The organism is Anaeromyxobacter oryzae (genome assembly GCF_023169945.1).
Classification (GTDB): Bacteria; Myxococcota; Myxococcia; order Myxococcales; family Anaeromyxobacteraceae; genus Anaeromyxobacter; species Anaeromyxobacter oryzae.
The window spans coordinates 5,371,217-5,390,167 of the sequence record NZ_AP025591.1; the positions used below are offsets into that span (position 1 = coordinate 5,371,217).

The following is an 18,951-nucleotide window of genomic DNA, read 5'->3' on the forward strand; positions in this document are numbered from 1 at the left end:
CTGTCCCGTTGACGAAGAAGACGCGCAACCCGCTCGACGACCTGCGAGGCGCGACCCGCCTCGCCATCGAGGCGACCAGGAGCGTGGTCGACCTGGTCGAGGCGATGCACCACAACATCGGCGCTGGGCCCGCCATCCTGGGCCGCCCGCTCATGGGCCCCACTCGCCTCCTCACCGGGCCGATCTACAGGAGCGTCCGGGGCGTGACGCGGATGGTGGGCGCCGGCATCGACCGCGCCCTCGGGCAGCTCGCCCCGCTCGTCGCGCCGCTGCTCGGCGAGAGCGTGCCCGGGATCGAGCGCGAAGCGGTGCTCGCTGCGCTGAATGGCGTGCTCGGCGACTACCTGGCCGAGAGCGGCAATCCGCTCGCGATCGAGATGCGGCTGCGCCACGACGGCCATCCCCTGGAGCTCGAGGAGCGGGCGCTGCGCGCAGCCTTCCCGCACGCGGGCGGCAAGCTGCTCGTCCTGGTGCACGGGTCCTGCCTCGGCGATCGGCAATGGAGTCGGCTGGGACACGACCACGGCGGCGCGCTGGCGCGCGACCTGGGTTTCACGCCCGTCTACCTCCACTACAACAGCGGCTTGCACATCTCGACGAACGGCCGCGCGCTCGCCGCGATGCTCGAGAGGCTCGTCGCCGAGTGGCCCGCGCCGCTCGACGAGCTGGTGATCCTCGCTCACAGCATGGGCGGGCTGGTGGCGCGGAGCGCTTGCCACTTCGGCGAGGCCGCGGGCCACGGCTGGCGCCGGAAGCTGCGCAAGCTGGTCTGCCTCGGCTCGCCTCACCACGGCGCACCGCTCGAGCGCGGGGGTCACTGGGTCGACGTGCTCCTCGGCGTCAGCCGGTACAGCGCTCCGCTCGCGCGGCTCGGCAAGATCCGCAGCGCCGGCGTCACGGACATGCGCTTCGGCAACGTGCTGGACGAGCACTGGCAAGGGCGCGACCGCTTCGCTCGGGCCCATGATCACCGCCGCCAGCTGAAGCTCCCCGACGGCGTGCGATGCTACGCGATCGCCGCGACGAGGGCGTCCGAGGCGGGCGGCAAGCTCCCGGGTGACGGCCTGGTACCGGTGGACAGCGCGCTCGGCCGGCACGCGAAGCCGGAGCTGACGCTCGAGATCCCGGACGCAAACCAGTGGATCGCTCACGGCATGGGTCACCTCGACCTGCTCAGCCGGGCCGAGGTGTACGAGAAGATCCGGTCGTGGCTCTCGTCGTGATCGCGGACTGACATGGTGCAGCGCGCGCGAACGGCCCGTGGGGCGCAGCGCTGCCATCGTGGGAGCCGTGACTCGAAGCGCGGGTTCGGACGGCCTCTCGACCGCGGGGCCTATCGCCGCGCGTGAAAAGGGAACATGGTGCTGGGAACGGCCGGAAGACTGCGCCGAACGGAGTCGAACATGGCAGACAGCAATGGCTGGCGCACGTGGAGCCTGCAGACGAAGCTCACGGTCGGCGTGGGCCTCGTTCTCGCCGTCATGCTCGTCGCGGGCTTCAACTTCTTCACCTGATCATGCTCCCTGGCGCTCAACGCAGAGCGCCGCGCGGCCATGGTCCACGAATGGGCCCGACGCGGGCGATGCGTCTCCGGTGCTCGATCGATCCGGAGACGCATCGTCATCCCGGCTCAGTGCACCGACGGCCACACCTCCGTCCAGCGTGGAGCCAGGGAGGTGTCGCGGTGGGCGCTGTCGCGCGCCTACCACGCGTGGACACCGGAAGCGGCGTGAGCGGACCGTCCGGCTGATCGATCGGTCGACGCCCGCGTGACCTACCGCGCGGCGGGATGGTCATGCGCGCCGCTGCCCGGCGCTCGGGCGAGCGATGCTTCATCGCTGCTCCGCGCGCTCCGTGGGCCCCCACCACGCGTCAGCCCCCGGATCCTCGCGCCTGAGAAGGGGCCGCCCAGCGCGGCGCTGATGTAGCAGACGTCGAACGCTCCGGCGCTCAACGGGAGGACGCTCCACGCCATGGACAGGAGGCCGAGCGCATGACCCCGATACGCGTAGCCGAAGACGAGGAATCCCGTGCCGGCGACCAGGCGGAAGATCCGGCCCGTCGGGCCGTTGATGAACTGCGAGAAGGCCGACCGATTGAAGGTTTCGTGGAGGCTCATCCGAACGCTCCTTCGCGACGAGGGCGAGCTCGTCACTCCTTCTGGCGCTTGAAGTAGAAGTGCGCCGCGTTGCCATGGGCCAGGACCCCGGCCAGCTCCCATCCGTCCGCACCGAGCGCGTTCAGCTCGGCCTCGTCGGGCGCGGCCTCCTTCTCGAGATCACGGGCGACGTGCTTGTACTCCCACGTGGGCTCGACGTAGACGACCGGCGGCTGGACGTGGGCGCCGCTCGCCCTCTGGGGTTGCTCGGGAAAAGCAGACTGGCGATTCATCGCGTGACTCCTCGTGTCCGTGCGGACCCGGTTGATGAATAGCGCCGGGGCGGCCGCCCTGCCCGCGAGCATCTGCGCTCAATCTCCCTGCGGTTCGCCGAGCCGAGCCTCGGCGAACGTCCGGAACACGTCGTGCGGTGGTGGGTCGCGCACGATGATCGTCACGTGTCGCGCCGAGAACACGACCGGCATCCAGCCTCCGAGCTCCCGCTGGAATTCGTCCAAGGCTTCCGGCCCGCGCGCCTGCCCGACGCTCAGGTGCGGCGTGAACCCGCCGGCGAAGCGGTTCCCGTCGTCGCACCGCGGGAACGCTCGCACGAGCGCCGCATGCAGCGCGACGAGCGCCTCCTTCGGCTCGGGCGCGAGCCAGACCGTGAACGTGCCGCCGCGATGCGGAAATACCTCGAACCGCCCGAGCGAGACCTCGAACGGCGGGATCGCCCCGAGCGCCGCTCGCGCCGCGGGGGTCGCCTGCTCGAGCGCGGCTCGATGCACGAACGGATAGAGCAGCGTGACGTGTGGCATCCAGCGGCGGACCTGCCGGTCGTGCACCCGCCGGATGGCCTGGATCGGCGGCCACACGTCCGGAGGTGGAATGAGCACGAGCGCGCTCTGGGGCGTGGTGGCCATGGCAGGCCTTCGCCGATGGAGATGCGGTCGACCACCGGCGTCGGCCACCCGCCGCGCGACGGGAGCTCGCGGCTCGCGCGGCCAGCCGGCCCCGAGCGGGGCGCGCGGTCGGAGGCGCACCTTGGGGTCGACGGGGCGGAGCGCCCGAGACATGTACGAGGTCGATGAGCCTTCGCGCGCTGCTCGGGCGCTCTCGCGAGCTCGCCGATCTCGAGGCCGCCCTCGAGCGCGCCATCGCCGGGCACGGCAGCACCTTCCTGCTCTCGGGTGAGCCCGGCATCGGGAAGACCCGGCTCGCCGAGGAGCTCGCGGAGGACGCGCGCCGGCGCGGCGCTCGCGTCGTGTGGGGTCGCGCCTGGGAGGTCGAGGGCGCACCGGCGTGCTGGCCCTGGATGCAGATCCTGAGGGCCTGCGCGCAGACCCGGGCCGGCGCGAGCTTCGTCGACGAGGACCCGCGCGGCTCCGACCTCGCGCCGCTCCTCGGTGGGCAGGCGCCGCGGCCGGACGACCCGGAGCTCGCGTCGCTGCGGCTCGGCGAGTCCGTGGTCGCGCTGCTCGGCCGTCTCTCCATCGACGATCCGCTCGTGCTCGTGTTCGACGACCTCCACGCGTGCGACCTCGCCTCCCTCGACCTCCTCCAGCGCATCGCCCGCGAGCTGCGCGACCTCCGCGTGCTGGTGCTCGGCACCTACCGCGAGATCGAGGCGCGCCGCGCGCCGCGGGTGTCCGCGCTCCTGGCGAGGCTCGCGCGCGAGGGCTCGGCCCGGCCGCTCGGGCCGCTCGACCTCCCGGCCGTCGCGCGATGGCTCGAGGACGTCCTGGGCGCCACGGCGTCGCCCGCCCTCGCGGAGGCGGTCTTCTCGGCCACCGAGGGGAACCCGCTCTTCGTCGACGCGCTGTCGCAGCTCCTCGCCTCGCGCGGGCAGGCGGCGTTGCTCCCCGGGTTCACCCTGCCGGACAGCATCCGCGAGACGGTCGAGGAGCGCCTCGTCCGGATCTCGCCGGACCTGCGCGAGGTGCTCGACGCCGCGGCCGTGCTCGGCCGGGAGTGCCCGCTCGCGTGGCTCCAGCGGGTGTGTGACCGGCCGATGGAGCGGGTGCTGGCGGCGCTGGCCGAAGGCGTGAGCGCAGGGGTCCTCGCACCGCAGGCCCTGCCGTCGAGCCCGGTGCGCTTCGCGCACGTCCTCGTCCGCGAGGCGCTGTACCAGGCGCTCACCGCCGCCCGCCGCGTCGAGCTGCACGCCAGGTGCGCCGGCGTCCTGAAGCGCCTCCCGGCATCCGAGCTCGACGCGCACCTCGCCGAGCTGGCGCACCACTGCTTCGAGGGCGCGCCGGCCGGCTCCTGGGAAGAGGCGGCGGAGGTCTCGTCGCGCGCGGCGGTCCGCGCGATGGAGCTCTTCGCGTTCGACGACGCCGCCAGGCACCTCGAACGAGCGCTGGCCGCGCTCGACCACGCCGGGAGCGCGGACGACGCGCGCCGGGCCGAGCTGCTGTGGCGGCTCGGCGTCTCGCAGGTGCGGATGGGGCAGGGCAGGGCGGGACGGGACACCTGCGAGCGCGCAGCCGTGCTCGCCGGGCGCGCAGGGCGACCCGAGATCTTCGCCCGCGCCGCGCTCGCGCGCGGCGCGGAGTTCATGTCGGGGGGCGTCGACCCGCGGCTCGTCGAGCTGCTCGAGGCGGCGCTGCGGCTCGGACCGGGGAGCGAGGCCCTCCGCGCCCAGGTGACAGCCCGCCTCGCGGCCGCGATGATGCCCACCCTCCACGCCGAGCGGCCGCTGGCGCTCGCCCGCGAGGCCATCGCGCAGGCCCGCGCCGTCGGGGATCCGCGGGTACTCGCGCAGGTGCTCTCCACGGCGCGCGGCGCGTTCACGCCCGCGCAGGACCTCGACGAGCGCCTGGGGCTCGATCGCGAGCTGGCATCGCTCGCCGCCGCCATCGGCGATCGGATCCTCGCGGTGCAGGCGCACGGTCGCCTCGCGCTGCTCGCCGTCGAGGAGGGCGATCCCGGTGCGGTCGAGGTGCAGCTGCGGATCCAGCGCGAGCTGGCCGACGCGACACGCGTGCCGCAGCACCAGCTGCGGGCCGCCTCCACGCGGTTGCTGTGGGCGACGCTCCGCGGCGACGAGGAGGAGGTCGCGCGCGCCGAGCGGGAGGTGTGCGAGCTCGTGCACCGGGTCGACGACCAGCGTGGCCTCGCCGTCCTGGAGGCGAACCGGCACGCGCGCGCGAGGCTTCGCGGCGACACCGACGAGGCGAGCGCGGCGCTCGCGAGGATGGAGGCCCTGCTCGCGCCCGACCCCATGGGCGCGTGGTCGTCCCCCATCCGGCGCGCGGCGGCTCTCGCCGACCAGGGCCGGCTCGAGGAGGCGAGGTGCGAGCTGTCTCGCTTCGCGCCGGAGGGCCCGCTCGCCGCGCTCTCCGCGCTCGGGCCCGCGCTGCTCGGGTTGGCGCTGCCGATCTGCCTGCGTCTCGGCGACGCCGAGGTGCTGCGGAGCATGTACGAGCGGCTCCTCCCGTTCGGCGCGCGGAACGCCGTCAACGTGGGGCTGCTCGTGTGCGATGGGCCCGTCGCGTATCATCTCGGCTGCCTCGCCGAGCGACTCGGTGACCGCGACCAGGCGGCCGCGCACCTCCGCGAGGCGGTCGCGCTGTGCCGGCACTGCGGCTTCGGGTTGCTCGAGGACCGCGCCCGTCGGGCCCTGGAAGCGCTCGGCCCCGGCGCGCCGGCGCGCGCCCCGGAGGCCGAGCCGCCGCCCAGGCTCCACCAGGATGGCGAGTTCTGGACGCTGAGCCACGGGGGGCGACAGGCACGGCTCCGCGACAGCAAGGGCCTCCACTATCTCGCCGCCCTCCTGCGCGACCCGGGGCGCGAGCTCCACGTGGGCGACCTCGTAACCCTCGCCGCGGCTCAGGCGGACGCGTCGGGCGTGGCCGAGCTGCGCGCGTCGGGGCTCGCGGTGGATGGTCCAGGAGACGCCGGCGAGCTGCTCGACGCGCGTGCGAAGGCCGCGTACCGGCGTCGTCTCGAGCAGCTGAAGGACGCGCTCGAGGACGCCGAGGAACGGGGAGACCGGGAGGGCGTCGCCCGCCTCGAGCACGAGCGCGACGTGCTCGCGAGCGAGCTCGCGCGCGCGGTCGGGCTCGGGGGCCGAGACCGGCGAGCGAGCTCGATCTCCGAGCGGGCGCGCGTCAACGTGCAGCGCCGGATCCGCGACGTGCTGACGCGCGTCGCGGAGGTCGACCCGGCGCTGGCGCGGCACCTCGAGCTCCACGTGAAGACGGGGGTGTTCTGCTCGTGGAAGCCGTGACCGCGCTTCCCGTCACGCGCCGACGGCGGCCGGCAGCGAGGGCGTCGCGCCTCCGGCGAGGCGAGGGGCGCGTGCCCGGGCGGCGACGATCTCCGCCACGTACTCCGCGTCTCTGCCGACGCCGTGGACCATCGCCGACGACAGCGCGTACAGGAAGTGGAGGCCCACGAAGTAGAGGCCCGGCTCCTCGGCGACCACGCCGCGCTCGTGCCTGGGCGCGCCGTCGTCGCCGAAGATCGGCAGGTCGATCCAGGAGAACCCGGGATGGAACCCGGTGCACCAGATCACGTTCGCCACCGGGAGCGGGCGACCGCCCTCGAGCAGCGGGAGCCCGTCCCGGACGCCCACCACCCGGGGGGCACGCCGGATCCCGGCCGCTGCGAGGTGCTCGGCCTTCGTGCGGATGAGCGGCACGCCTCGCTCGCCCTGCTTCAGGTGCGCCTTGCGGCCGAGCGGCGTCCTCAGGGTCAGCAGCCGGTGGAAGACGAGCCGGAAGACCAGGCGCGCCAGGAAGAGCCGCGCCGCGAGCCCCCCGATGCGGAACGGGATCTGCCCGACGTCCCGCCCCGAGACCCAGGTCGGGTGGCCGCTGCGCGCGACCTCGAGCGCGATCTCCGCCCCCGAGTTGCCGGCGCCCACCACCAGCACGGCTCCGTCCCGCAGCTGGGACGGGTTCCGGTAATCCTTCGAGTGCAGCTGTGTGATCCCGGGGACGAGCTCGCTCGCGAAGGCGGGCACCCGGCCGCTCTGGTAGCTCGACATCGCCACGATGACCTGCTCGGCCTCGAATGACCGGTCACCTGCGGTCACGAGATAGCGGCCGCCGCGCCTCGAGAGCCCGTCGACCCGGACGCCCGTCCGGACGGGCAGGTCGAACCGGGCGGCGTAGGCCTCGAGGTAGTCGGCCATCTCGTCCTTCGTGGGAAACGCGTTCGCCGGGGCGGGGAAGGGCATCCCGGCGAGCCCGTCGAAGCGGGCGGGGCTGAACAGCCGGAGCGAGTCCCAGCGCTGCCGCCAGGCATCGCCGATCCGCTCGTGGGCGTCGAGGATCACGAAACCCACCCCGCGCTGGGCGAGCTGGTAGCCGACCGAGAGGCCAGCCTGGCCACCTCCGATGACGACGGCGTGAACACGCTCCGGCTCATGCATGACGCTCACTCCTCGATCGCTCCAAAGGTTGCCTGGCCGCCAGGACGTAACGCGGCGTCCGGCTTCGCGCCGGCGTCGCATCGCTGGCCTTCCAGCGCGGGGACGTCCCCGTGATCTGGAGCGTTCCGCGGCGCGGAACGACGTTCAGCGCGCGGCGCTCTAGTCCCTGGTCCCGCGCCGCGCCGCCCAGCCGAGCGCCGTCGCGATCTCGTCGCTGGGGCGCTCCACTGCCACCTCGAGCGCGCCGGCGTACACGTCCCCGGTGGCCCCGTCCAGCGAGAGGAGATCGCCGGGGCCGAGACGAGCTGGACCGAGTACCGCCCCTCCGCCGAACGGGTCGACCCGGAGTTCGCGGCAACCGACCAGGCAGACCTTCCCGAGCTGCCGGGCGACCACGGCCGCATGCGCCGTGCGGCTCCCGAGCGCGGTGAGGACGCCTTGCGCGGCGACGATGCCAGGGAGATCCGACGGGGCGGTGTCGCGCCGGATCAGGATGACCGGCTCGCCGGCGGCCGCGCGCGCCACGGCGGTGCCGGCGTCGAACGCGGCGCGCCCCACCGCCACGCCCGGGCTGGCCGGGATGGCATGCGCGACGGGCGACTGGCCGGGTCCCCGGACCAGCCGCGTGCGCGAGATCTGCTGGAGCTCGATCCCGTCGAGCCTCGCCAGCGCGGTCCGCTCGTCGACGAGCCCCTCGTGCACGAGGTCGACGGCGATGCGCAGCGCCGCCCAGGGCGCTCGCTGTGCCGCGCGGGTCTGCAGCAGGTACAGCGTCCCGTCCTCGACGGTGAACTCGAAGTCCTGGACGTCGCGGAAGAGCCGCTCCAGCCGGTCGGCGACGCGAACGAGCTCGGCGGCGACCTCCGGCGCCGCGCGAGCGAGCTCCCGGGCCCCGAACGCCGCCCTCCGCCCCGAAACGACGTCCTCCCCCTGCGCGTCGAGGAGGAAGTCGACGTAGATGCCCTTCTCCCCGGTGCCCGGGTCGCGCGTGAACGCGACGCCCGCGCCCGAGCGGCCTCCCGCGTTGCCGAACACCATGGCTTGCACGAGCGCCGCGGTGCCGAGCGCGTCGTCGATCCCGCGATGGCGCCTGTACGCGACGGCGCGCGCGCCGTTCCATGACGCGAAGACGGCGCGCACCGTCTCCGCGAGCTGCTCCATGGGGTCCTCCGGGAACGGCCTTCCGACCTCGCGCGCGAAGACCTCGAGGAACCGCGCGGAGACCGATCGCAGCGCCGCGACGTCGAGCTCCCGCTCCGAGGCCACACCGGTCCGCGCGAGCTCCGACTCGAGCGCGCGCTCGAACGGGCCGGGAGCGACGCCGTGGACCGTCCCGGCGTAGGACTCGACGAGGCGCCGAAACGCGTCCCAGGCCAGCCGCGGGTTCCCGGTGGCGCGGACGAGCCCGGAGACGACCGCCTCGTTGAGCCCGACGTCGAGGACGGTATCGAGCATGCCCGGCATGGAGACGGGCGCGCCCGATCGCACGGACACGAGGAGCGGGTGGCGCGCCGCGCCGAACCTCCGGCCCGTGGCCTGCTCGAGCGCGCGGAGACCGCAGGCGAGCAGGGGGCGGAGGTCATCGGCCTCGCCCCGGAGCGCGCGTCGGCACACCTCGGTCGAGAGCGCGAACCCGGGCGGGACCGAGAACCCGGCCGCGGTGAGCGCGACGAGGTTCGCGCCCTTGCCACCGATCGACGCGCTCGACGCGTCGGCGGTGACCGGCGGAGCACCACTGCCGAAGAACGCGAGCGACGTCATCGCTCCTCAGGCCGTCCCCACCTCGCCCATGACGACGGAGCGGAGCGCGAGCGCGACGTGCTTCAGCGCGTCGCTCGCGGCCTCGAGGTGCCGGCGGATGTCGGAGAGGATCTCGGCGTGGTGGAAGTCGGAGACGGTGGTGAGGATGCGTCGCTTGGCGCGCCGGTTCGCATCGTCGCTGCGCCGCTCGAGGAGCACGACCTGATCGACCGCCTCGAGCACGTCATGGAGGTCCTCGCGGGCTCCGCTGCGCCGGAGCGCCCGTGCGCCTTCGAACGCCATGAGGTGCTGGCGCGCGGCGGCGAGCGTGAGCTCCGCCAGCTCGGCGAGCGGCCGGACGTCGTCTGCGCTCGGCGGAGCGGTCGCCAGGATCGTGAGGAGGAACGTGACGTCCTCCAGGTGGTCGGCGATGTCGTCCGCTTCGACCAGGATTCGCTCGATCGCGTCGGAACCCTCCCAGCGCCGGGCGGCGACCCGGGCGCGCTCGACGAGCCCGTCGGCCCGCCGCTCCCAGCCCGCCGCCCGGGCCGCAGCGCGCTCCAGCTCCTCCCGTCCGTCGCCCGGGAAGCGCTGGAGCGCGTCCCGGACCGACGCCGCCAGCTCCACGACGAGGGACGCGTGCTCCGCCGCCGCGGCGAGCAGCGACTGCTCCGCCGTCGCGAGCTGCGACATGAGCTCCGCCCGGATCTCGTCGCGGATGAGGAACTCGGACCGGCCCTCGCGGATCCCGGTGGAGCAACGCTCGAGCACGAAACGGAGGAAGGCGATGGCCCGATCGCGCCCCAGCACCTCATGGAGCTGCTCCCCGTACCGGATCGCGATCCTGGGCAGGCGCTCCAGCGCGTCGAACACGAGGCGCTCGCCCCCGAGCGCCAGGAACGGCATGTGTCCGAGCTCGCGCTCCGCAGCCCAGCGGAGAAGGTCCACCGCGTCCTTCGCCTTCACGAAGAGCCGGAGCCGCTTGCGCGCGCGGTTCCAGTCGATGAGGAAGACGAGGCGAGACCCGAGGTGCTCCAGGTATCCGGCGAGGTCCGCGCGGTCCTTCGCGGTGTACTCTCCGGTCGCGAGGTGGTACGCGCCCTCCTCGATCCGATCGTTCCGGCGGGTGACGATCGTGTCCCAGCGCAGGTCGAACGGAGCGAGGAGCGACCGGAGGAAGCCGAGCCGCTCCAGGTGGACGTCGGTCGCGACCACGCGCGCCTCGAGGCCCTCCACGCGGACCAGCAGGAGGTGGGCGTCGGTCGTCCCGAGGTCGTTCTCCACCACGACGCGGGCCCCGACCTGCGTGGCGGTGGTGCCGAGGCCCGGGTGGTCGAGCTTGAGCGCCGCGGTGCGATGCACGCCGTGCATGAAGGCGCGGACCAGCTCGGTCGCGTCCTCGGACAGGCCGTAGGCGCTCGCGCCGTCCACCGACGTGCTGGCGAGGGCGACCTGGATCTCGTGCAGCCGCCGGTGGAGGTCCATGACCAGGAGGTGCAGCGAGTCGCCCGCGGCGCGGTCGCCCGAGGTCAGGCGGTGGACGTACTCGGCCGAGACGTGAGCGGCATCGACCGGCACCGCGGCGGCGAGCAGCCGGCTGGAACGCTCGCCCCACCGCTCCGGTGGGCCGGGCGCGGCCTCGACCGCCGCGACCATCTCCCCGACCGCGTCGCCGAGCGCCGCGTGGATCCGGTCGGCCCGGGCGAGCTCATAGGTCCCGTCCGCGCAACGCCTCGTCCGCGCCGGCACGTCGTCGAGGTCGGCGTCCCCGACGCCGGAACGCAGCCGCTCGCGCCGCAGGTCGACCGGTGGCTCGTCGGGGTCGTCCCCGTGGCGCGCCGCGGCCTGCAGGAGGGTGAAGAGATACTTGGCGCGATCGTTCGCGGCGAGCGCCCGGTTCACGAGCGCCGGGAGCAGGAGCTCGGACGCGCCGAGCGTCGCCAGCATCTGCCGGTCGCCCTTCACGCGAGGGATCGTACCGGCGGCCGGGGATAGCGGTGCCGGGGAGGACGGGGACCTTCGTTGGAGGATGGGCAGGATCGCGACGCCCGCAACCAGAATCGGCGAAACGCCCATGAACGCGCGGAAGGTCATGCCCTGGGCCGCCAGCACGAGGTGCCGTTCGGTTCGGATCGCGCCCGGGAAGGCCGCCTCCTAACATCGACGCATCTCTTTCCCGGTCGGCCGCGCCTGCCGACGAGGAGACGGAGCGAGGGGGTACCAGGTGGCCCGCTTGCTATCAGTGAACGTTGGCCTTCCCCGCGACCGCTCGTGGCACGGCCGGACCGTTCACACGTCGGTCTGGAAGGCGCCCGTCGCTGGCCGGCGCATGGTGAGGCGGCTCAACATCGACGGCGACGGGCAGGGCGACCTGGCCGGCCACGGCGGCGAGCAGCGAGCCGTGCTCGTGTACCAGATCGACTCTTACCGGTTCTGGGAGGCCGAGCTCGGCCGGAGTGGCTTCACCTTCGGGCAATTCGGCGAGAACTTCACCGTCGAGGGCCTGCCCGATGACGAGGTGTGCATCGGGGACCGGTATCGGATCGGGGGAGCGATCTTCGAGGTGACGCAGCCGCGCGTGACCTGCTACCGCGTCGGCCTCCGCATGGACGAGCCCCGGATGCCTGCGCTGCTCGTCTCGCGCGGCAGGCCCGGGTTCTACCTGCGCGTCCTCCAGGAGGGCGAGGTCGCGGCGGGCGACGAGATCGTCAAGGTGGCAGACGGCCCCGAGCGCATGACGGTTGCGCGGGTGAACGCGCTCCTCTACCTGCCGGGCCACGACCGCGCCGACCTGGAGAAGGCGCTCCGGATCCCTGCGCTGAGCCCGGGCTGGAGAGGGTCGTTCCAGGCCATGCTCGATGACGAGGGAGGGAGCGCAGGGGCGCCGGCCGGAAACCCCGGCCTCGACGCTCCGTCCGGGCCGCCGCCGGCGTGGCCCGGCTTCCGCCCGCTCCGCATCGCCCGCATCGCCCCGGAGTGCAGCAGCGTGACGTCCTTCGAGCTCGAGCCCGCCGACGGGCGCCCCCTCGTGGCCGCGCTGGGTGGACAGTTCGCGGTGCTGCGGCTCCGGCCCGCTCCCGGTGAGCCTCCCGTGCTGCGCAGCTACTCGCTCTCCGGTGCGCCGAGCGTCGAGCGATACCGCATCAGCGTGAAGCTCGAGCCCCACGGCGTGGCGAGCACGTACCTCTTCGACCGCGCTCGCGTGGGCGATCTGGTGGAGGTGAGCGCGCCCCGGGGAACCTTCACGATGCGTGCTGGCGAGGGCCCCGTGGTCCTGCTCAGCGCCGGGGTGGGAGCGACCCCCGTGCTCGCGATGCTCCACGTGCTGGCGGCGGAGGCCTCGCGGCGGGCGGTGTGGTGGCTGTTCGGCGGACGCAACCGCGACGAGCACCCGTTCCGCGAGGAGTCCCGCGGCCTGTTACGTGCGCTCTCCGGCGGGCACTCTCACGTCCGCTACAGCAGGCCGCGCCCCGAGGAGCTGCCGGGGGTCGATTTCGACGCCCCCGGACATCTCACCATCGCCGCACTCGAGGAGGTGGGGGTTCCACGGGATGCGGACTTCTACCTGTGCGGCCCTCCCGCGTTCCTGCGCGACCTGACCGGCGGCCTCGCGGGGTGGGGGGTGGCACGCGGCCGGATCCACACCGAGGTGTTCGGTCCCGGCGAGTCGATGACGCCGGGGATCGCGCCCGCCGTCGCCCGCACGCCGCACCCACCCCCCGGGCCGCCCGGAACTGGACCGCTCGTCTCCTTCGCCAGGAGCGGCGTCGCCGTCGCGTGGAACCCGTCGTTCGGGAGCCTGCTCGAGCTCGCCGAGGCCTGCGACGTGCCAGCCAGGTGGTCTTGCCGCACGGGCGTCTGCCACAACTGCAAGAGCGGGCTCATCTCGGGATCGGTGGCCTATGACCCCGAGCCACTCGACCCGCCCTCGACCGGCAGCCTGCTCATCTGCTGCTCGAGGCCCACCGCGGACGTGGTCATCGATCTCTGAAGCGCGCCGGAGTGGCGGTGCGGCGCCATCGCAAGCTCGTGACCGGCCGCCCTAGTTGATGCGGCGGAGCCCGGCGGGGAGCGCGAGGTCCGACCCGCCCACGGTGGTCGCGACCCGGAGCACCTCGGTCGTGAACTTCAGGATCGTCGGGCTCTGCGCGTCGGCGCTCGCGCCCTCGAGCTTCGCGTCCACCTTCGCCTCGACCTTCTTCTGGATCGCGTGCCTGGCGAAGCCGCCCAGGAGGCCGCCGAGGCCCTTGCCCAGCTCCGGCCGGGAGCGCTCGCTCGCCTCGCGCTTCTGCTGCGCGGCCTCGGCGGCCATCTTCGCCCGCTGCTCGGCCGACGGGACGAGGTCGACCGTCACGACCGTCAGGATCGGGGAGCCCTCGACCTTCCCGCCCTCGGCCTTCATCCGCACGAGGACGTCCTTCAGCATGGGGTGCATCGCCACAGCGGCGTCCATCGCGGACGCGTCCTTCGGCGACGTGCCTCCGTAGATCGAGGTCGCGAGCCTGCCCGCATAGCGCCGGTCGAAGTCGGCGAGCTCCTTCAGCGCCGCGATCCTCGGCGCCAGCCACATGTCCGACCGGAGCGCGATCCCACCGCTCTGCTCCAGCGTCGCCCCCTTCGCGTGGGCGGCGACGGTCATCATCACCTCGCGCGTCTCGAAGCCGTTGATGGTCCTCGTCCGGCCCGTGTTCTTCAGCTCGACGTCGATCTCGAGCTGCGCGAGCGCGTCGTCCAGCTGGCGCTCGGAGTCCGCCGCGCGCGGGGCGCGAGGCGGCGCCTTCTCCCGCTCGGTGGTCGCGTCGCGCCGTGCCTTCTCGACCGCCTGGCGCAGCTCCTCGAAGCTCGAGACGTGGTACTCGCCGCGCTTCACGTCGAACGCGTACAGGTGGCCCTCGCCGAGGTCGACGATGTCGCCCGTGTCGCCGGACGTCGACTTCTTGCGGTCGCCCTTCACCGCGACGGTCGTCACCTCGCCTTCGCCCGAGCCCGCGCCGACCATCCTCGCGATGCTGCCGAGCGCCCCTGTGAGCTCGAACGTGTTCCGCTCCTCCACCTTCACCCCGGCCCTCGCGCCGGAGGGTACCGTCACGCCAAGCGCCACAGCTGCGAACACGATCGTCGCGGCTCTCGTCATCGAGCGTCCCCCGTGGTGGACGGCGGAATGCCGATCCACGTCTCGGGGACGGACGACGCGGGCGGGCGAGGCTGACTCCTGAGCCCCATCCGAGCGCGACCCACGTGGCGAACCCAACCCGGCGGAACTTCGAGGCGTTCTTCTCGACGGCGCGGACGCGCCGCGGGAGCTCTCATCCCCACGCTCGACCGGCAGCTGGCACGAGCCGAGAACCCTTTGCGCGCACCCGCGCTCGAATCCACCGCGCGGGGCGCGTCCGGGCCGGCAGGACGTCGGCGGCCGCCTGCGGAGGAGAGAGCGGTGAGCGTGGATCCATGGATCGTGGGGGCGGTGGTCGCCGGCGGCGTATTCGTGCTGCTCCGCGCGGTCGCCGGACGAAAGGCGCCGGCGAGCGTCGTCGCGGCGAAGCTCGCCGCCGGCGCGAAGGTGGTCGACGTACGGTCCCCCGACGAGTTCCGGCGGGGCGCCTGGCCCGGGGCGGTGAACATCCCCCTCGGCTCGCTGTCGTCACGACTTTCGGAGCTCCGGAAGGACCGGCCCGTGGTGCTCTACTGCGCCTCCGGTGCCCGGAGCGGCGCCGCCGCCGGCGTGCTCCGCCGCGCCGGTTTCTTGGACGTGGTGAACGCCGGTGGGCTGCGGGACATGCCGGCGGCGTAGGTGGCGGGTCGCCGCGCAGGCGGCGGAGCGGCTCCGGTGCAGAAGCGTGGGGACCTGGCGGGCGGGGAGGGTGGCTGCTGCCATCCGGCCGTAGCACGGTGGTGCGAGCGACCCGTCCATTCCTGAGGCGGGGACGAGCGGGTCGCCTGGGAGCCGAGGAAGCGCACCCGCCCCGGGGCCGTCTACGCACCGGCCGCGCGCGTCTGGGCAGCCGCGGCCCGACGCTCGATGTCGGGGAGGAAGGCCGTGAGCAGGCCGATGGCGGGCAGGAACGAGCAGACGCGGTACACGAACTCGATGCCTCGCAGATCCGCGACCTCGCCGAGCAGTGCCGCTCCGAGCCCGCCGACTCCGAACGCGATCCCGAAGAACAGGCCCGCCACCGCGCCGATCCTCCCGGGCATGAGCTCCTGCGCGTAGACCACGATGGCGGAGAAGGCCGACGAGAGGACCAGGCCGATGATCACCGTGAGCACGGCGGTCCAGAGCTGGTTGGCGTACGGCATCAGGAGCGTGAACGGCAGCACTCCGAGGATCGAGCCCCAGATGACGTATCTCCGCCCGATCCGATCGCCGACGGGGCCGCCCACGAACGTCCCGACGGCGACGGCGCCCAGGAACAGGAACAGGTACAGCTGCGCCGTGCGGACCGAGACGTGGAACTTCTGGATGAGGAAGAACGTGTAGAAGCTGCTCAGGCTCGCCATGTAGAAGTACTTCGAGAAGACCAGCGCGACGAGGATGGCCAGCGCGACGGCGACGCGCCGGCGGGGAAGCGGCGAGCCTCGGCGCGTCGCGTGGCTGCCCATCGACGCGCGTCCGGCGTACCACCGCCCGACCTGGAGGAGCACCAGGATCGCGGCCGCCGCGCCCAGCGAGAACAGCGCGATGCTGTGCTGGCCGAACGGAAGGATGACGAACGCCGCGAGCAGCGGCCCGACCGCCGAGCCCGCGTTCCCGCCCACCTGGAAGAACGACTGCGCGAACCCGTGGCGCCCGCCGGAAGCCATCCTCGCGATCCGAGACGACTCGGGATGGAACACCGCGGAGCCGATGCCCACGCACGCGACGGCGAGCAGGACCAGGAAGTAGCTCGGGGCCACGGCCAGCATCAGCAGCCCGGCGAGCGTGAAGCCCATCCCGATCGCCAGCGAGTACGGCAGCGGCCTCCGATCCGTGTACATGCCGACGACGGGCTGGAGCAGCGATGCCGTGATCTGCGAGGTGAGGGTGATGACGCCGATCTGACCGAAGTCGAGGTGGTACGCACTCTTGAAGATCGGATAGGCGGACGGGATCGCGGACTGGAGCATGTCGTTCAGCAAGTGACAGAAGCTCACCGCGGCCAGCACCCGGAAGCCCGTTGGGCCATTTCTCGCTTCGAGCATGTCGCCTTCTCTTTGCTCGCGGCGGCGCGGGCCGCATCCGCGAATGGGACCGTTCTTTTGCCCTCCTTCGACCCGTCCTGTCCAGCCCGCGGCCGTGACCGGATCTAGCCGAGCTTCCGGTCGTGCCACAGGATCTCGTGCACGCATCGACGACGTGGCGTAGGTGATCACGGTCACCGTTCGCCGGCATCGCGCCGGGCATCCGCGGGAGGTCACGATGAAGGCCGTGCTGTTCTACCGGTCCGGTCCCGACGTCCTGACGAAGGCGCCCATCCACTTCGCCGCGCACAAGGCTCGGCTCGACGACTTCCAGAGGCGCGGCGAGCTCCTCGCCGTCGGCACCTGGGCCGACCCGCGCGACGGATCGATGGCGGTCTTCCGGTCCCGCGCGGGCGCCGAGGCCTTCGTCGAGGCGGACCCGTTCATCGAGAACGGCGTCGTCGCGGGGTACGAGATCAAGGACTGGAACGAGGTGCTGCTCGGCTGACGCGCCGGTATCGAGGACGGACGCGCCAGCCCCGCCTCACCACACCTTGACCCGCCACTCCCCCCGCTCACGCACGAGGTCCTCCACGACCTTCTTCTCGGCGGGGTCGGGACGGCCGAGCCTCGGCGAAGGCGCGAACACGAGGTCGACCTGGGCGCGCGCGGTGTCGCCGTGCTCCTCGAGCGACACGACCTTCCACGTCACGAGCTGCGACGCGTCGCGACGGTGCTGCACGTACTCGTCCCGGTCCACCTTCGAGCGGTAGTTCTGGTCGTAGCACTCCCAGGTGGCGGAGTAGTCCTGCCGCACGGCGGTGGAGAAGTAGCGATCGAGGAGCTCCCGCGGCCCGTCTCCGCCGCGCCGGCAGGCGGTGGCCGCGAGGGCGAGGAGGAACACGCCCGCGAGGGCGCGCACGGCGACGTGACGACGGAGAGCGGACATGGCGGGAGCTCCTCGATTCGCGGGGATCGTTACCGGTGCATCGACGACTGCGGCTGGCTCGTGTGGCAGACCGTGCAGCTCCAGATCCAGTAGTTGTCTCCCTGGAACTGCATCGGGATGGTCGGGTCGGCGGAGTTCGCCGTCGCCAGCTCGGCGTGCGGGCCGTTGTGGCACGCCTCGCAGTAGAAGCGGCCGTTCATCTCGCCCGAGGGCGAGTTCTGCAGCAGTGAGTTGCGGTAGAGCGTCCCGGAGTTCTCGGCGTGCTTCGCGTCGTGGCAGCTCCCGCACCGCGGCTCCTCGAGCCAAGGCTTCCGTCCGCCCTGGAGCCCGCTCGTCATGGCGTTCATGTCGCCGTGGCAGTCGTGGCAGGTCTTCCCCGCGCGCGCCATGATGCCTCGCAGGCACTGCGTCTTCGGCCCGGGGTGGCAGTTGTAGCAGTCGGGCGTGGTGCTCGCCGCGACGGACGTCGTGGACATCTTGTCCTTGTGGAAGTTGTGCATCGCGAGCGAGAGGCTCTCGACCCCGGCCTTGCCCGGCGCGCCGATCGCGTTGTCCGAGTGGCACTCGGAGCAGGCGTGGACCTTGCCGGCCGCGTGATCCGCGGCGAGAGAGGTGCCGCTCAGGGCGTCGTGCTTCTGCAGGATGTCGAGCTGCGGGTTCGTGGTCCCGTGGCAGTTCGAGCACATCATCTCGGTGGAGACCGGCGCCACCACCGTGGCCGTCTGGAGGACCTTCCCGGTCGAGTCCTTCACCGTGAGCGTCGCCGTCCCGTAAGGATCCCAGGTGCCGTCGTCGTCGTAGGGCGTCACCGGGATGCCCTGCGCGATGAAGCCGTGGCCGTTCGGGTCCGGCTTCATGTCACCGGCGAGCGGGGACCCGGAGATGCCGACGTTGGGCGCGACGGCGTAGCCGTACTGCGCGGCGTACTGCCAGAAGTTCGTGTGGAGCGTCGAGTCGGTCTTCTTCGGGAAGGCGTAGCTCACCGTGAGGCCGCTCGACTCGCTGTTCCGCTGGATCACCTGGGCGTGCAGCGTGTTGAAGGGCGGCAGCACCATGAAGTACGAGTAGTCGTCCTGATCGCAGTGCATGCCGAGGTCGTTCCACGCGAGGACGACCGTCGACATGTTCGCCGCCGGGATCTTCTGGTTGCCGTAGGACCGGGTGAGGGCCCAGTCCACGGTGCTCGCGGCGGTGGAGGAGACGGTCACGAGCTGCGACGTCTGCAGGTAGCCGTTCCCGGTCGCCGTGAGCGTCGCAGTCCCCGCGGCCGTGCCCGAGAGCGAGTACGCGCCGGTGCTGGAGGTCGTGGCGCTGTGGGTCCCATCGGAGATCGTCACGCCCGAGAGCAGCGCGCCCGTCGCGATGTCCTTCACCACGCCGGTCACCGCGGCGGTTCCCTTGGGTTTGCCGCCGCCTCGACCGCCATTGGCCGCCGCCGCCGCCACCTGCTCCGGCGTGCCACCCGCGCTCTCCTGCGAGCCTCCGCACGCGATTCCGGCGAGCAATGCCAGCGCGCCCGCGACGCGCAACACCGTCTTGACCATCCCTGCTCCTGTTCATGCCGATCGGTTGTGAGTTCGCCCGAGATCGGCACCCCGATGGCGACCCGTTCCCTCCCCGCGGGCG

The 18,951-nt window shown here is 72.8% G+C and carries 15 protein-coding genes; 5 read left to right on the top strand and 10 right to left on the bottom strand.

Features of this window, described 5'->3' with window-relative positions; translation table 11 throughout:
* The first annotated feature begins 8 nt into the window (after positions 1-8).
* Positions 9-1,223, top strand: a complete 1,215-nt coding sequence (locus tag AMOR_RS23300; protein WP_248354658.1) for an esterase/lipase family protein — start codon at positions 9-11, stop codon at positions 1,221-1,223.
* 551 nt (positions 1,224-1,774) lie between these two features.
* Here the strand turns inward: AMOR_RS23300 and AMOR_RS23305 are convergent.
* The 3 genes from AMOR_RS23305 to AMOR_RS23315 form a co-directional block, all read right to left on the bottom strand.
* Entirely contained in the window at positions 1,775-2,119 is a 345-nt protein-coding gene (locus AMOR_RS23305) for a hypothetical protein (protein ID WP_248354660.1), read from the bottom strand.
* 32 nt (positions 2,120-2,151) lie between these two features.
* Positions 2,152-2,391 (bottom strand): DUF4177 domain-containing protein, encoded by a 240-nt coding sequence (locus AMOR_RS23310; protein ID WP_248354662.1) that lies wholly within the window; start codon positions 2,389-2,391, stop codon positions 2,152-2,154.
* Between the two features lie 78 nt (positions 2,392-2,469).
* The gene (locus AMOR_RS23315; protein ID WP_248354664.1) at positions 2,470-3,021 is read right to left on the bottom strand and encodes a 2'-5' RNA ligase family protein; all 552 of its coding nucleotides are present in this window, start codon (positions 3,019-3,021) and stop codon (positions 2,470-2,472) included.
* Positions 3,022-3,185: 164 nt separating this feature from the next.
* Here AMOR_RS23315 and AMOR_RS23320 point away from each other — a divergent pair, with 164 nt between their 5' ends.
* On the top strand, positions 3,186-6,329 hold the full coding sequence (locus tag AMOR_RS23320) for an ATP-binding protein (protein ID WP_248354666.1): 3,144 nt from the start codon (positions 3,186-3,188) through the stop codon (positions 6,327-6,329).
* Positions 6,330-6,341: 12 nt separating this feature from the next.
* Here AMOR_RS23320 and AMOR_RS23325 read toward each other — a convergent pair whose 3' ends face one another.
* The 3 genes from AMOR_RS23325 to AMOR_RS23335 all read right to left on the bottom strand — a co-directional run bounded on the left by AMOR_RS23325 (position 6,342) and on the right by AMOR_RS23335 (position 11,183).
* Complete coding sequence (locus AMOR_RS23325) at positions 6,342-7,478, bottom strand: flavin-containing monooxygenase (protein WP_248362592.1); 1,137 nt, start codon at positions 7,476-7,478, stop codon at positions 6,342-6,344.
* Between the two features lie 159 nt (positions 7,479-7,637).
* On the bottom strand, positions 7,638-9,239 hold the full coding sequence (locus tag AMOR_RS23330) for a pyruvate, phosphate dikinase (RefSeq protein ID WP_248354668.1): 1,602 nt from the start codon (positions 9,237-9,239) through the stop codon (positions 7,638-7,640).
* Positions 9,240-9,245: 6 nt separating this feature from the next.
* Complete coding sequence (locus AMOR_RS23335; protein WP_248354670.1) at positions 9,246-11,183, bottom strand: DUF47 family protein; 1,938 nt, start codon at positions 11,181-11,183, stop codon at positions 9,246-9,248.
* A 364-nt stretch (positions 11,184-11,547) separates the two neighbouring features.
* Between AMOR_RS23335 and AMOR_RS23340 the strand changes: the two genes are divergently transcribed.
* Positions 11,548-13,209: an MOSC and FAD-binding oxidoreductase domain-containing protein gene (locus tag AMOR_RS23340; RefSeq protein WP_248354672.1), complete on the top strand. Its 1,662-nt coding sequence runs from the start codon at positions 11,548-11,550 to the stop codon at positions 13,207-13,209.
* A gap of 51 nt (positions 13,210-13,260) precedes the next feature.
* On the opposite strand, the gene AMOR_RS23345 is transcribed toward AMOR_RS23340, so the two are convergent.
* Positions 13,261-14,352: a hypothetical protein gene (locus tag AMOR_RS23345; RefSeq protein WP_248354674.1), complete on the bottom strand. Its 1,092-nt coding sequence runs from the start codon at positions 14,350-14,352 to the stop codon at positions 13,261-13,263.
* Between the two features lie 300 nt (positions 14,353-14,652).
* Between AMOR_RS23345 and AMOR_RS23350 the strand changes: the two genes are divergently transcribed.
* Positions 14,653-15,009: a rhodanese-like domain-containing protein gene (locus AMOR_RS23350; RefSeq protein ID WP_248354676.1), complete on the top strand. Its 357-nt coding sequence runs from the start codon at positions 14,653-14,655 to the stop codon at positions 15,007-15,009.
* Positions 15,010-15,191: 182 nt separating this feature from the next.
* Here AMOR_RS23350 and AMOR_RS23355 read toward each other — a convergent pair whose 3' ends face one another.
* Positions 15,192-16,397, bottom strand: coding sequence for an MFS transporter (locus AMOR_RS23355; protein ID WP_318653825.1), 1,206 nt, complete (start codon positions 16,395-16,397; stop codon positions 15,192-15,194).
* Positions 16,398-16,614: 217 nt separating this feature from the next.
* Between AMOR_RS23355 and AMOR_RS23360 the strand changes: the two genes are divergently transcribed.
* Positions 16,615-16,884, top strand: a complete 270-nt coding sequence (locus AMOR_RS23360; RefSeq protein ID WP_248354678.1) for a YciI family protein — start codon at positions 16,615-16,617, stop codon at positions 16,882-16,884.
* 36 nt (positions 16,885-16,920) lie between these two features.
* On the opposite strand, the gene AMOR_RS23365 is transcribed toward AMOR_RS23360, so the two are convergent.
* Positions 16,921-17,325, bottom strand: coding sequence for a hypothetical protein (locus AMOR_RS23365; protein WP_248354680.1), 405 nt, complete (start codon positions 17,323-17,325; stop codon positions 16,921-16,923).
* 29 nt (positions 17,326-17,354) lie between these two features.
* The gene (locus tag AMOR_RS23370) at positions 17,355-18,869 is read right to left on the bottom strand and encodes a carboxypeptidase-like regulatory domain-containing protein (RefSeq protein WP_248354681.1); all 1,515 of its coding nucleotides are present in this window, start codon (positions 18,867-18,869) and stop codon (positions 17,355-17,357) included.
* Positions 18,870-18,951 lie beyond the last annotated feature (82 nt).

Excerpts from the sequence above, each read along its gene's own strand:
- AMOR_RS23305 (WP_248354660.1), bottom strand. The coding sequence starts at position 2,119 with ATGAGCCTCCACGAAACCTTCAATCGGTCGGCCTTCTCGCAGTTCATC.
- AMOR_RS23310 (WP_248354662.1), bottom strand. The coding sequence starts at position 2,391 with ATGAATCGCCAGTCTGCTTTTCCCGAGCAACCCCAGAGGGCGAGCGGC.
- AMOR_RS23315 (WP_248354664.1), bottom strand. The coding sequence starts at position 3,021 with ATGGCCACCACGCCCCAGAGCGCGCTCGTGCTCATTCCACCTCCGGAC.
- AMOR_RS23320 (WP_248354666.1), top strand. The coding sequence starts at position 3,186 with ATGAGCCTTCGCGCGCTGCTCGGGCGCTCTCGCGAGCTCGCCGATCTC.
- AMOR_RS23325 (WP_248362592.1), bottom strand. The coding sequence starts at position 7,478 with ATGCATGAGCCGGAGCGTGTTCACGCCGTCGTCATCGGAGGTGGCCAG.
- AMOR_RS23330 (WP_248354668.1), bottom strand. The coding sequence starts at position 9,239 with ATGACGTCGCTCGCGTTCTTCGGCAGTGGTGCTCCGCCGGTCACCGCC.
- AMOR_RS23340 (WP_248354672.1), top strand. The coding sequence starts at position 11,548 with ATGGTGAGGCGGCTCAACATCGACGGCGACGGGCAGGGCGACCTGGCC.
- AMOR_RS23345 (WP_248354674.1), bottom strand. The coding sequence starts at position 14,352 with ATGACGAGAGCCGCGACGATCGTGTTCGCAGCTGTGGCGCTTGGCGTG.
- AMOR_RS23355 (WP_318653825.1), bottom strand. The coding sequence starts at position 16,397 with ATGCTCGAAGCGAGAAATGGCCCAACGGGCTTCCGGGTGCTGGCCGCG.
- AMOR_RS23360 (WP_248354678.1), top strand. The coding sequence starts at position 16,615 with ATGAAGGCCGTGCTGTTCTACCGGTCCGGTCCCGACGTCCTGACGAAG.
- AMOR_RS23365 (WP_248354680.1), bottom strand. The coding sequence starts at position 17,325 with ATGTCCGCTCTCCGTCGTCACGTCGCCGTGCGCGCCCTCGCGGGCGTG.
- AMOR_RS23370 (WP_248354681.1), bottom strand. The coding sequence starts at position 18,869 with ATGGTCAAGACGGTGTTGCGCGTCGCGGGCGCGCTGGCATTGCTCGCC.